This is a genomic window from Massilia eburnea (genome assembly GCF_050709955.1).
Taxonomy (GTDB): Bacteria; Pseudomonadota; Gammaproteobacteria; order Burkholderiales; family Burkholderiaceae_D; genus Rugamonas; species Rugamonas eburnea_A.
This window is the reverse complement of sequence record NZ_JBNZFX010000006.1, coordinates 38,525-50,876: the sequence shown is the minus strand read 5'-3', so window position 1 is coordinate 50,876 and position 12,352 is coordinate 38,525. Positions and strand designations below refer to the sequence as shown.

At 63.9% G+C, this 12,352-nt stretch carries 10 protein-coding genes; 3 read left to right on the top strand and 7 right to left on the bottom strand.

The annotated features are described in order from the left end of the window. The first annotated feature begins 2 nt into the window (after positions 1-2). Positions 3-1,871 carry an MFS transporter gene (locus tag ACQ4MM_RS05825; protein ID WP_431476499.1) on the top strand — a complete coding sequence of 623 codons (1,869 nt, stop codon included), beginning with the start codon at positions 3-5 and terminating at the stop codon, positions 1,869-1,871. A gap of 121 nt (positions 1,872-1,992) precedes the next feature. On the opposite strand, the gene ACQ4MM_RS05820 is transcribed toward ACQ4MM_RS05825, so the two are convergent. The 3 genes from ACQ4MM_RS05820 to ACQ4MM_RS05810 are packed head-to-tail and all read right to left on the bottom strand — an operon-like array spanning position 1,993 to position 3,673. Beyond that, positions 1,993-2,661: a DUF799 domain-containing protein gene (locus tag ACQ4MM_RS05820; RefSeq protein ID WP_431476498.1), complete on the bottom strand. Its 669-nt coding sequence runs from the start codon at positions 2,659-2,661 to the stop codon at positions 1,993-1,995. Further along, the gene (locus ACQ4MM_RS05815; protein ID WP_431476497.1) at positions 2,658-3,008 is read right to left on the bottom strand and encodes a DUF4810 domain-containing protein; all 351 of its coding nucleotides are present in this window, start codon (positions 3,006-3,008) and stop codon (positions 2,658-2,660) included. The genes ACQ4MM_RS05820 and ACQ4MM_RS05815 overlap by 4 nt, the downstream gene beginning before the upstream one ends. Further along, the gene (locus tag ACQ4MM_RS05810; RefSeq protein WP_431476496.1) at positions 3,005-3,673 is read right to left on the bottom strand and encodes a CsgG/HfaB family protein; all 669 of its coding nucleotides are present in this window, start codon (positions 3,671-3,673) and stop codon (positions 3,005-3,007) included. The genes ACQ4MM_RS05815 and ACQ4MM_RS05810 overlap by 4 nt, the downstream gene beginning before the upstream one ends. Before the next feature lie 220 nt (positions 3,674-3,893). On the opposite strand from ACQ4MM_RS05810, the gene ACQ4MM_RS05805 reads away from it, so the two are divergent. Then, complete coding sequence (locus tag ACQ4MM_RS05805) at positions 3,894-4,739, top strand: TolB family protein (RefSeq protein WP_431476495.1); 846 nt, start codon at positions 3,894-3,896, stop codon at positions 4,737-4,739. Here ACQ4MM_RS05805 and ACQ4MM_RS05800 read toward each other — a convergent pair. Beyond that, complete coding sequence (locus ACQ4MM_RS05800) at positions 4,736-5,203, bottom strand: DUF4440 domain-containing protein (protein WP_431476494.1); 468 nt, start codon at positions 5,201-5,203, stop codon at positions 4,736-4,738. The two genes, ACQ4MM_RS05805 and ACQ4MM_RS05800, sit on opposite strands and share 4 nt — an antisense overlap. A gap of 316 nt (positions 5,204-5,519) precedes the next feature. Between ACQ4MM_RS05800 and infA the strand changes: the two genes are divergently transcribed. Further along, on the top strand, positions 5,520-5,783 hold the full coding sequence (infA, locus tag ACQ4MM_RS05795) for a translation initiation factor IF-1 (RefSeq protein WP_431476493.1): 264 nt from the start codon (positions 5,520-5,522) through the stop codon (positions 5,781-5,783). Between the two features lie 460 nt (positions 5,784-6,243). On the opposite strand, the gene ACQ4MM_RS05790 is transcribed toward infA, so the two are convergent. From ACQ4MM_RS05790 to ACQ4MM_RS05780, 3 genes are read right to left on the bottom strand one after another with little or no spacing between them, the layout of a single operon-like run. Continuing rightward, positions 6,244-7,812 carry an SEL1-like repeat protein gene (locus ACQ4MM_RS05790; RefSeq protein ID WP_431476492.1) on the bottom strand — a complete coding sequence of 523 codons (1,569 nt, stop codon included), beginning with the start codon at positions 7,810-7,812 and terminating at the stop codon, positions 6,244-6,246. Between the two features lie 6 nt (positions 7,813-7,818). Continuing rightward, a complete protein-coding gene (locus tag ACQ4MM_RS05785; RefSeq protein WP_431476491.1) occupies positions 7,819-10,038 on the bottom strand; it encodes a putative bifunctional diguanylate cyclase/phosphodiesterase in 2,220 nt (739 codons plus the stop codon). Positions 10,039-10,045: 7 nt separating this feature from the next. Continuing rightward, the gene (locus tag ACQ4MM_RS05780; protein WP_431476490.1) at positions 10,046-12,220 is read right to left on the bottom strand and encodes an HDOD domain-containing protein; all 2,175 of its coding nucleotides are present in this window, start codon (positions 12,218-12,220) and stop codon (positions 10,046-10,048) included. Positions 12,221-12,352: the final 132 nt, after the last annotated feature.

The following is a 12,352-nucleotide window of genomic DNA, read 5'->3' as shown; positions in this document are numbered from 1 at the left end:
CAATGCAGGCCTTATCCATGCGCTATTTACTGTTTATCGCCGGGATGGGCGGCCTGCTTTACGGGATCGACGTCGGCATCATTGCCGGCGCCCTGCCTTACCTTGAATCCACCGCTTCCGTCGCGTGGAAGCTGAGCGTGCAGCAACTGAGCTTCATCGTTGCCGCCGTGCTGCTTGGCTCCGTGCTGTCGTCGCTGTTCGCCGGCGCCATTGCCGACGCCATCGGCCGCCGCTGGGCGATGGTGCTTGCCGGCGCCCTGTTCACCATCAGCATTCCCCTGATCGCGCTGTCCGACGGCTACACCCCGTTGTTAATGGGCCGCCTGCTGCAAGGCATCAGCGGCGGCTTGATCGGCGTAGTGGTGCCTTTATACCTGGCCGAATGCCTGCGCGCCGAGCAGCGTGGCCGCGGCGCCGCCCTGTTCCAGCTCCTGCTCACCATCGGCCTGGTCGCGGCAGCCGTGATCGGCCTGGTGCAGGCACAGAACGTGGAAGGCGCAACGCAAGCAGCGCAAGCCTTGCCGGAGGCCGCGCGCGCCGCCGCGCTGTTCGACGCCAAGGACCACGCCTGGCGCAGCATCTTCTGGATGTGCCTTGCACCGGGACTGGTATTTACTTTCGGCAGCGTGCTGCTGGCCGAATCGCCGCGCTGGCTGGTGCAGCGCGGCCGCATCGAGCAGGCCCGCACGGCCCTGCTGCGCACCCGGGCCGCCGCCGAAGCCGATTCCGAACTGCGCGATATGCAGGCTGCTGCCGGCGTCGCCGTACGCAACGCAAACTCCGGCGAGCCCACCGAAGGCGATATTGCCGCGGCACGCGGCGTCGTCGCCGGCCGAGGCGGTGCGCCGGCATCGCGCAGCGCGGTAAGCGCCGCTGCCGCCGACGACCGCCTGCTGAGCCGCCGCTACCTGCTGCCCTTCCTGCTGGCGTGCCTGGTGCTGGCCTGCACCCAGGCCACCGGCATCAACTCCGTGCTGGCCTACGTGGTCAACATCCTGAACCAGGCCGGGCTGCCCGGCGCCACCGCCAACATGGCCGACGTCGGCCTCAAGCTGCTGAACGCCATCATGACCGTGGTGGCCGTGCTGCTGGTCGACCGCAAAGGCCGCAAGTTCCTGCTGATGCTGGGCAGCGGCGGCATCGTGATCGCCCTGCTGGCTGCCGGCCTGTTGTTCCGCAGCGTCGAAAGCGAACAGCGCGACGTGAGCGCCATAGTGGCCGCGCAAGCCAAGGGCGACACCCTGTCCTTGCGCCTTGACGCGAAAGCCCTGAAGGCACTGGGCGCGCCGGCCGGAGCCGATGCCGCGCCGCAGTTGCTGACCGTATCCTACTCCTACGGCCCGTTCACCAATGTGCAGACGCGCCGCAGCGACGACCCGGCGCTGGCGCCGATGGTGCTGTCGCGCGACGACACCGTGCAGCCGGACAGCGTGATCGGCGCCTTCTTCCGCCGCCTGCACCTGAATCCATTTGCCGACCCGGCGCAAGGCAGCAACGCCCCGCTGCGCATCGAGCAGGCGCAAATCGGCGCCCTGCCTTCGGTGGCGCATGGCTGGCAAGTGACGCTGGCAATCTGCCTGTTCGTGGCCAGCTTCGCCGTTGGTCCCGGCGTGTGCGTGTGGCTCGCGCTGTCGGAGCTGATGCCGACCCGCATCCGCTCCAACGGCATGAGCATCGCGCTGCTGGTCAACCAGTTCGTTTCCACCACGATTGCGGCCGTCTTCCTGCCGACCGTTGGCCGGCATGGCTACGCCGCGATGTTCTTCTTCTGGGCAGGATGCACGGTGGTGTACTTCCTCACAGCCGCCTTCCTGCTGCCGGAAACAAAAGGAAAGACGCTGGAGGAAATTGAAGCGCACTTCGCGCGCTAGCGCAGTGGCTTGAAAATCAAAAGTCGGGGTCAGCTCCGGCAATCGGACACGGGCTCAGCCGCTGGCGGCTGAGCCCGTGTCCGATTGCCGGAGCTGACCCCGACTTTCAATTGGGAAGGAGTTACGGCTTGCCGAAGTTGGTCGAACGCGGGCCGTACAGGATGCCGTTGCCGCCGCCGACCGACAGCATGCGGCTGCTAGCCACGCCGGCCATTGGATAGGCTGCGTCGGTGTTGGTGTTGATGATCTGCTTGACCGCAGCGGCCACCAAGGCGCCAATCAGGCCGCCACCGCCATTGTTATTGTTCTGCTCCGCGCTGGAGGCGCTGGCCTGGCCTTTCCACAGCAGGGTGCCGGTCTTCAGGTCCACCAGCTTGGCTTCGGCCGCCACCACCACTTCACTGTTCAGCAGCGTGTAGACGGAACCGTACCTGGTCACGGTCACATACAAGCCGGCATCGGCGCCGAAGATCTCGTGCAGCTTCTGCACGCTGACGTTGTGGATGTCGGGAGCGTTGGTCAGGCCGTTCTGCTTGAAGGTCTCATCCACCGCAGCAACCGGCAGCACGTAGTAGCCGGCTTCGGCCAGCGGATAGCTCAGCTGCGACAGCATGCCGTAAGTCGCTTTGACTTCCGGCGAGTTGTTCAGCGGTGGCAGCACCACGATCGACTTCGGCTGGGCGGCCTTGAACGCGGTGTAATCGTAGGGCTGTGCCTGGTGGTGGGCGCAACCCACGAAGAACAGCGCAGGCAGCAGGCACGCCGCCAGTTTCATGCATTTCTTGATCATTGAACGGCTTTCTTCGTATTCTTCAGCAAAAAGTCCATATACGCGGCGGATTCAGGGAACAGCAGCTTCTCAGCCTCGAACTCGGCTGCCATCTGTTCCGGCTTGCCGGTCACCGAGTACAGCAGGCCCAGGTGAGCGTGATAACCAGGCGGCGGGATCATGCCTTTTGCGTTGATCTTCTGCAGGTCCTTTTCCAGCACCGCGATTTGCGCCTCCGGGCTCTCGCCCTTGAAGTACTGGTAAACCTGCGGCTGGTAGCTCTCCCACTGATAGATCGTCGGCTGCTGGTGTTTGCAGCCGACCAGCGCGACGGCGATGCCAAGCGCCAGGGCCAGGCGGCGCATCATTGGCGCGCCTCGCGACCGAAGGCGCCGGCTTCCATGCCGCCCACCAGTTTTTCCACTGCTTCGCGCATGGCCAGGTCCAGCACCTTGCCGTTCAGGGTCGAGTCGTAGCTGGCGGTGCCGCCAAAGCCCAGCACTTCGCGGTTGGACAGGCTGTATTCGCCTGCGCTGGCGGCCGAGTACACCACTTCGGAGGTAGCGATATTGACCACGTTCAGGGTGACCTTGGCGTATGCCACCTGGGTCTTGCCACGGCCTGCGATGCCGAACAGCTGGTGGTCGCCCACTTCCTTGCGGCCAAATTCAGTTACGTCGCCAGTGACCACGAAGTCGGCACCCTTGATGTTCTGGCCCTGCTTCTTGTAGGCCGCTTCCTGCTGCAGCTCCTGCATATTGTCGCGGTCCAGCACATTGAAGCGGTTGGTCTGCTGCAGGTGCGAGATCAGGATGGTCTTGGCCTGGCTGCCGAGGCGATCGACGCCGTCGGAGAACACGCCACGCATGAAGGAAGAACGGTTGTCGAACTTGCCGACCGCCACCAGGGTGCGCGGGCCGGTGTAAGGACGCGCGGCGCTAGCGACTTTTTCCACCTGGATGGCTTGGTGGCTTTCGGTTGCGCAGCCGGCCAGGGCCGCTACAGCGAGGACAGATGCCAGAATTTTTTTCATATCAATAAATTAATAGAGTTTTAATTTATGTAGTATATAGTTCCTTCCGGCAATGCACAAATTTAGTTGCTAAAAAGTTACGCCAGGTGATGCGCCCGGCAGACATTGCACGCGGTTGGCAAATACGTCACTATGGCGCTGCATCTTCAGCGCTGCGCGCGACGCGTCGATGTGGGTACGGTTGCGCAGGGCGCGACCCACATATCCAGGAATCACATCAATGAATATTTCCGCCCTGCTGCTTGCCACCGCATTCGCCGCCGCGCCCAGCGATGGCATGTTCGAACCGGGCCTGGTGTCCGATAACGGCGTCTTCGGCTTCACGCTATCCCCCGATGGCCAGCACGCGCTGTGGGTGCAATCGGGCGGCGCCCGGACCAGGCTGGTGATCGTGGAGTCGCATAAGGTGGACGGCAAGTGGCAGGCGCCGGCGCCGGTGCCATTCTCCTCCACCGACGGCTCGCGCGACATCGACCCAGCCTTTGCGCCAGACGGCAAATCGATCATCTTCCAATCCAACCGCCCGGTGCCCGACAAGCCGGCCCGCACAGGCTTCGACATCTACTCGGTGGCGCTGCAGGATGGCCGCTGGGGACCGTTGCTGCACCTCGGCCACGACATCAATAGCGACGAATCCGAATCATCCGGCTCGATTGCCGCCGACGGCACGATTTACTTCATGAAGAACGGCGCCGAAGGGAAATCCGACCTGTGGCGCTCGCGCCGGGTGGACGGCAAGTACCGCGCGCCCGAACGGGTGGCAGAACCGGTCAGCACCGGCCCATGGCGCGAATCGAATCCCTTCATCACCGCCGACCAGAGCTATCTGCTGTACTTCTCCGACGTGCCGGGCGGCGCGGGCGACATGGACCTCTACATCAGCTTCAACGGCAAGAACGGCTGGAGCGCTCCCAAAAATATCGGCGCTCCGTTTAACAGTGCGCAAGCCGAATTCACGCCGTTTGTACACGGCAATCGCCTCTACCTGGCGCGCCAGGTCAAGCAAGGCGAGCGCTTCATCGAGAACATCTACTCCTATCCGTTCGACCCGGGCAGCTATCGTTAATTAGGCCGATGACCGTAGCTGAGGACACGGGTAATCAGCCAGTTGCCGGTTTTATTGCTCCAGACAATCGCGAAGTCGGCCAAGCCTTCGCATTGGCCGCTGGCGAATTGGCAGAAGCGATGCGAGCCGGTTTCAATCGCACCGAAGTCCTTGATCGGGGAGACTTTGAGCGAACCCGGAACCAGCTCGCGACGGAAATTACCGCACACGTATTTTTGCGTATTGGCGATCATGTCCTGGCGCGACCAGGTAACCCCACCTGTGTCGTGGTAAAACTCCACGTCTGGTGCAAAAAAGCCGGCGTGCTTCTCGAGCTGCTCCGGCGCGCTGCAGTGGTTGAAGGCATCGAACGCAGCGGCGTCGAGATCGGCGATGGTCTTGACCAAAGGCTCGCCAGTAGCAGCCGACGCGGTCGCGGCCGCCATGGCGAACAGGGTTGCAAGCAGCTTGCTCAGCATTTTCATGAGAATGTCCAAAAATTAGGTGTTGCCAATGTAGCATGCCTGCTAGCTGGCGCTCGCCTGAAAAATAATTTGTGCAACGCACAAAACCTGTGCTATACTGCGTTTCGTGGTGAAGTACTCGAGAATTTCACCCTGTAGCACCAAACATTGGTCACAGGCCGGCACCTTGCAGATAGCATTGGCTGACCGCTTCGCACCGTGCAGATAGCACGGGCTGTAGCAGCGATTGAAATATTGGCATTACATTGAAACGAAGCCCGCAACAACGCGGGCTTTTTTTTCGCACCTCGCCCAACCAATCGCAAAGGAACCCACCATGGCAAAAGAAGAACTGATCGAAATGAACGGCGTGGTCACCGAGATCCTGCCGGAGCAACGCTTCCGCGTAGACCTGGACAATGGTCACAAGCTGATCGCCTACACCGGCGGCCGCATGAAGAAAAACTTCATCCGCATCATCGCCGGCGACAAGGTCACGCTGGAGCTCTCGCCGTACGACCTGAACAAAGGCCGTATCGTATTCCGTCACATCGAACAGCGCGGCACTTCCGGCCCGCGTCCACCGCAGCGTCGCCGCTAAGACTGAGGTCAAGGGGTCAGGGTGGGGACATGCCTATCGCGCGCCTGACCAAAGCGCTTTCTTCGGGCGTAAGCTTGCCCCGGCGACGACGTACAGGTAACCGGCGACTTGCGTAGTCCCGCACCATCGCATGTCGTCCCAAATCAGATGGCTTCGCCTGCCGTCGGATGCGTATGCATTTCCCGTCTCTCGTCTCGTCGCGTAGCTCTCGCATCAATTCAATCAAGGGCTTGCTTGCGACAAGCTCAAGCTCATGGCGTCAGCCCGTCGAGCATTCGCGCTTCCAAAAGAAGGCCGAAGTTTTTGTTCCGGGTGCCGGCACAATGGCTTTCAAACTAATGATATCTGCGCCATAGTCAACGCCAGCAGCGTTAGACCATGTATCAGGTTCGTGAAATTCCATCGGATATCCCAAGCTTCATTGAGGCGGCAAACGCCCACTGCATGCCACGCTTTGCATTCAAGCGGGCAGCAGTCCGGGGGCGGCGCGCAATGCGTCCAACTGGTGCGGGGCGAGACGGGCGGCCGCGGCGGCAAGGTGGCGCGTAGCGGCCGGCTGTCCGCCGCGTTCGGCAAGCGACAGCCAGCGCCAGGCTTGTTCGGCGTCCGCTGGCGTGCCCTGGCCGGACAGGAACATCAGGCCGGCATTGAGCTGGGCGCGGGCGTGGCCTTGCTGTGCGGCGGCCAGGTACCAGGACAGCGCTTGCTGGAAGTCGCGCGGCATGCCCTGGCCATTGTCGCAGCGCAGGCCAAGCGTGAAGCAGGCCAGCGTGTGGCCTTGCTCGGCGGCCTTGCGGTACCAGGCATTCGCTTGCAGCAGGTCGGGGGCGGGACCGTCGTCGCGATCGTGAATCTGGCCCAGCATGAACTGCGCGGCAACGTAATCCTGGTCGGCGGCGCGGCGGAACCAGGCCAGCGCCTTGCGCCCATCTTGCGGCACGCCCTGTCCTGTTTCATAGCGCAGGCCGATGTCGAACTGGGCGCGCAAGTGGCCCTGGTCGGCCGCCTTGCGGTACCAGAAAACGGCTTCCTGCTGGTCGCGCGGCACGCCCTGCCCTTGTTCATACAACAGCGCCAGATGGTATTGCGCGGCGGGGTGGCCGGCTTCCGATGCCTTGCGGTACCAGTGTGCCGCTTCCCGGTGATCCTGCGCCACACCCTGGCCGTGGTCGTAGCACTGGCCCAGGTTGTTCTGGGCGCCGGCGTGTCCCAGTTCGGCGGCGCGGCGGTACCATTTCAGCGCCAGCGCTGCGTCGCGCGGCACGCCGTTGCCGTTGTCATAGATCAGGCCCAGGTTGAACTGGGAGCTGACATGGTCCTGTTCCGCCGCCAGCGTGTACCACTTGATGGCGCGCGCGGCGTCGGCCGGCACGTCCTGCCCTTTATCGTAGCGTAGCGCCAGGTTGAACTGGGCGGCGGCATAGCCTTGGTCCGCGGCTTTGCGGAACCAGCCCAGCGCCTGCTTGCCGTCCTGCGCCACGCCTTGCCCGTTGTCGTAGCGCAGGCCGAGGTTGAACTGGGCGCGCGCATAACCCTGCTCGGCGGCCTTGCGGTACCACATGATCGCTTGCGCGAAATCCTGCGGCACGCCCTTGCCGGTGTCGTACATCATGCCCAGGTTGTTCTGCGCGCCAGGATCGCCCTGCTCGGCAGCCTTGGCGAACCAGTAGCGCGCCCTCTCGGTATCGTGCGGCACGCCCTGGCCTTTGGCGTACAGCCAGCCCAGGTTGTATTGCGCGGCGGCGTAACCCTGTTCCGCCGCCAGCTGGTACCAGTGCGCGGCTTCGGCAAAGTCGATGTCGGCGCCCTGCCCCTTCTGGAACATCACGCCCAGGTTGTACTGGGCATGCTCCAGGCCTGCGTTGGCTGCCTGGCGATACCAGGCCACGGCCAGCTCATGGCTTTGCGCCACGCCCTGTCCGTTGAAGTACATGAAGCCCAGGCTATGCTGGGCGCTGGCCACGCCGCGTTCGGCCAGATGGCGCAGGCGCAGGAATTCGTCGACTTCAGTCTGGGCGTGACGCTGCATGGAAGTTCAGGCCTGGCTCGCCAGGCGCAGGCCGGCCGGGACGGCAACGGCAGGGGCGTCCGCCTGGTTCTGCGCCGCCAGTGTTTCCATGAAGGTGCTCAGCGCGATCGGCCGGTGATACAGGTAGCCCTGCATGGTGGCACAGCCGTTGGCAGCCAGGTAGCGTGCCTGCACTTCGGTCTCCACGCCTTCCGCCACCAGGTGCAGGCCGAGGCCGCGCGCGATCGAGATGATGGCCAGGATCACCGGATAGTGGCCGTGCTCGTCGTGGATCTCCTTGACGAAGCTCTGGTCGATCTTGATGGTGTGGATCGGGAAGCGGTGCAGGTAGGACAGCGAGGAATAGCCGGTACCGAAATCGTCGATGGCGACCGATACGCCCAGCTGGCACAGCTTGTTCAACTGCTCGATCGCGTATTGCGGGTTGCGGATGCAGATGTTCTCCGTGATCTCGACTTCGATCTGCGACGGCGAAATCTGGTAGCGCACCAGCGCATTGCGCATCTTCTCGAAGAAGTCGCCGCGGTCCAGGTATTGCGGCGACAGGTTCAGCGACAGCCGGATATTGTCGGCGCCGGCCGCATTCCACAGCAGCAGGTCGCGGCACAGCGCGCCGATCATCCAGTCCGAGATCGGCAGCATCAGGCCGTTTTCTTCGGCAAACGGCAGGAACTCGCCGGCCGACAGCAGGCCGCGGCTCGGGTGGTTCCAGCGCATCAGCCCTTCGGCGCCGATGATGCGGCCGGATGCCATGTCGACCTGCGGCTGGTAATACATTTCCAGCTCGTTGTTCTCCAGCGCCTTGCGCAGCGACTGCTCCAGCGCGATCTTCTGGTGCGACATGTCCTGCATCGAAGGATGGTAGAAGCTGTGGCCGTTCTTGCCCTGCGCCTTGACCTGGTACATGGCGATGTCGGCGTGGCGCAGCAGCTCCTCGATCGATTCGCCGTCGTTCGGATACACCGCAATGCCGATCGAGGCCGAGATGTGCACCACGTGGCCGTCCAGGTCGAACGGCGACTGCAGCACTTCCTGGAACTTGTCGGCGATCGCCCTGGCGTCGGCGCGGTCGCGCAGCTCGGGCAGCACGATGGTGAATTCGTCGCCGCTGTGGCGCGCCAGCGTGTCGCCCTTGCGCAGGCATTCCTTCAGGCGCCGCGCGGCCTGCTGCAGCAATTCGTCGCCTTTCACGTGGCCCAGCGTATCGTTGACCAGCTTGAAGCGATCGAGGTCGATGAACATCACGGCCAGCTCGGTGAGCTTGCGCTTGGCCTGAATCACGGCCAGCCCCAGGCGGTCCTTGAACAGGATGCGGTTCGGCAGGTCGGTCAGGATGTCGTGATAGGCCTGGTAGGAGATCATCTCCTCGGCGCGCTTGCGGTCGGTGATGTCGCGCGCCACGCCATAGGTGCCGAAGAATTCGTGGCGCGACACCTCCTCGCCCGGCACGTGCATGCCGATCGCGTTCAAGGAAATCGTCATCAGGGTATTGCTGAAGGTGCGGTCGCCGGCGGCGCTGTTATTGCACTTCAGGCGCAGCTCCACATTGCGCGAGGCGCGCTCGTCGACGCGGCGCTCGTTGAACACATAGCGCGCCCGTTCCTGGTCTTCCTCGTGCACCAGCAGCGAATAGTGGCGGCCGATCAATTCGTCGCGCGAATATCCCAGCAGCTGGTAGGCGCGGTCGTTGACGAAGGTGAAGCAGCCTTCATGGTTCAGGGTGTAGATGATGTCGGGCGAGCTGTCCACCAGGTAGCGGTACATCTTTTCCGAGTTTTCCAGGCGCTGCGCGATGCGCATGTTCTCCACCGCCAGGCGGCGCTTTTGCAGCGCGTTCTCCACCGTCTTGATCAGCTCCGGCGGGTTGTATGGCTTGCGCAGGTAGTCGTAGGCGCCGCGCTTCAAGGCGCCGATGGCGGCCTCGATGCCGGCCTCGCCGCTCATCACGATCACATCGCAGTCGATCTCGCGCGCGTTCACGAAGTCCATGATGTCGTGGCCGCTCATATCGGGCAGGCGCAGGTCCAGCAGCAGCAGGTCGAATTGCTGGCGGTTCAGATGGGCCAGCGCTTCGGCGCCGGTGGCGGCGGTGACCAGCTGGTAGCTGTCCTGCACCCGCAGCAGCTCGTACAGGGAGGACAGCAGGCGCGGTTCGTCGTCTACCAGCAGCAGTCGTGGCTGGAATTCCGGTGCCGGGGTCGGGGGCTTCTGGATCATCGGGTTCATGCGGGCCTTATGCGGAATCCACCACGCCGCGCGCCTGCACCGGCGCCAACTGGCTGGTGCTGCCGCGAGCCGGCAGCAGGAGTTCAAACGAGGTGCCGTTGGCGCCGCTGCGGCAGCTGATCATGCCGTTCATTTTCTTGACCAGGCTGTGTACGATCGACAGGCCCAGGCCGTGGTGCTTGCCTTCCTTGCTGCTCTTCACGGCGGTAAACAGCTTGGCCAGCACTTCCTGCGACAGGCCGGGCCCGGCGTCGCTGACCACCAGCTCCACGTACAGCCGGCGTTCGCGGTTGACCAGGCCGCGGTTGGCCAGTTCGATGCGGCCGCCGTCCGGCTGCGCCTCGATCGCATTCTTGACCAGGTTGACCAGGATTTGCTTGAGCAGGTCGGCGTCGCCGTCGATTTCCTGCGGTCCGTCCTGCATGCGCGTGAGCACCTGCACCGAAGCGGGCAGGAAGTCGGTGGCGCGGAACAGGCGCAGCACGTCTTCCACCACGCGCGCCACATTTGTCACGCAGCCGCCTTCGCTAGGCTGCAGGTCGGCCAGGCCGTTGATCAGGTGGCCGACGCGGTCGATCTCCTCGTTCAGGATCGACATCTCGGACACCACCGGCTCGCGCCGCGCCAGCTTGGCGTCCAGCACCGACAGGTAGTTCTTGATGATGGACAGCGGGTTGTTCACCTCGTGCACGACACGGCGCGAGGCTTCACGGTATTCCTCGGCCACGTGCGCCAGCTGGCGGCTCGCGTGGCCGCGCTCGGACAGGGCAGTCTCCAGCGCATTGGCGGCCTGGCTGCCGAAGGCTTGCAGGAAGCGCTCCTTCTTTTGCAGCAGCGGCAGTTGCCAGGCCGGCACGCCGCCTACCAACATGCCCAGGCAGCGCTGGCCGGCCACCAGTGGCAGGCATACCAGCGCTTCGCTGCCGACGATGCGCAGCAGCTGTTCTTCGGCGATGCCCAGGCCAGGGCTGGCGCCGGCGCTGGAACCGGCGCCGGCGCGCGCGGCAAACGCCAGTTGGCGCTGGTTGGCGGCATCGGCCAACAGGCCGGGCTTGTTGAGGGGCACCAAAAATTCGGCCAGGCGCTGCTGCGCTTCGCCCGTGCCGGCGCCTTGCAGCGCGTGGCCGGTCGGGCTCTCCAGCAGGATCACCGTGCTCTCCAGGTCGAACAGCATGCGCGCCGAGCGCGTCATGGCATCCAGCATGCCGGCCTCGCCCTGCTGGCGCGCAAAGCACTGCCCCATCTCCTGCACCAGCACCATATTGCGCACTTCTTCCGACAAGCGCGCCTGCACCGGATCGAGCGGCACCGTCGGCGCGGCGGGCGGCGCCGGCACGTCGTCCGCGCCGGCCAGGTCGATGCCCAGCGCTTCGGCGGCGCGCGCCACCTGCCGCGCGGCCGACTTGACGAAGGCGTCCAGCTTGTCGTCCTCGATGCCGCACAGCGCGGCCGCGGCGGCCGCGCTGTGCGGCGCGTCGGCGTGGTAGCACAGCTGGTGCGCCAGGCGCACGATGCGGATCAAGGGATGCGCCGCTTCCAGCCGCTGCACCGGTTCGTGGTGGTACAGCACCGAGTCGGCCAGGAAGGAGTCCAGGTTCCAGCGTTCGATCAGCCAGGCGCCCGCTTCGGCGTGGGTGATTTCCAGGGTGCGCAGCTCTACTGCGCACAGCTCATCGTCGTCGCGCGCGCTGAAGTTATAGGCGTATTCCTTGGGTGCCGTGGCCAGCAGCGCCAGGCGGCCGACATTGTGCAGCAGGCCGGCCAGGTAGGCTTCCTCCACCTGCGGGTAGTCGAGCGCGCGCGCCAAGTCGCGGGCGATGACGGCGGTGGTCAGCGAGCCTTTCCAGAAGGCGCGCAAGTCGGTGCTGCCGCTGTGCGGGAAATTGTTGAAGGTCTGGAACACCGACTCGGAGATCACCAGCGTCTTGATGGTGTCGGTGCCCAGCGCGACCAGGGCCTGCTCCAGGCCCAGCGTGCGCTGATGGCGCTGGTAGGCCGAGCTGTTGGCCACGGCCAGGATCTTGCTGGCCATCCCGGCATCCTTGGCGATCAACGCGGCCAGCTCCGGCATGCCGGCATCGTCGGCTTGCAGGAGCTCAATCAGCTTGATCAGGATCTGCGGCATGGCGGGGAGCCGCGCGATCAGCAAGCGATTGCGGATGTCTTGGTCGGGATGTTGCATGGGGTCTTAGCGGCTGTCTTCCGGCTTGCAATCCACTACGCAAATTGGCATAAATATACTATAACTTAATAGCAATACAAATTTCTGGCGGCAATAAACTGCATTTGTGTAGAAAGAACTACACTCTTGGTA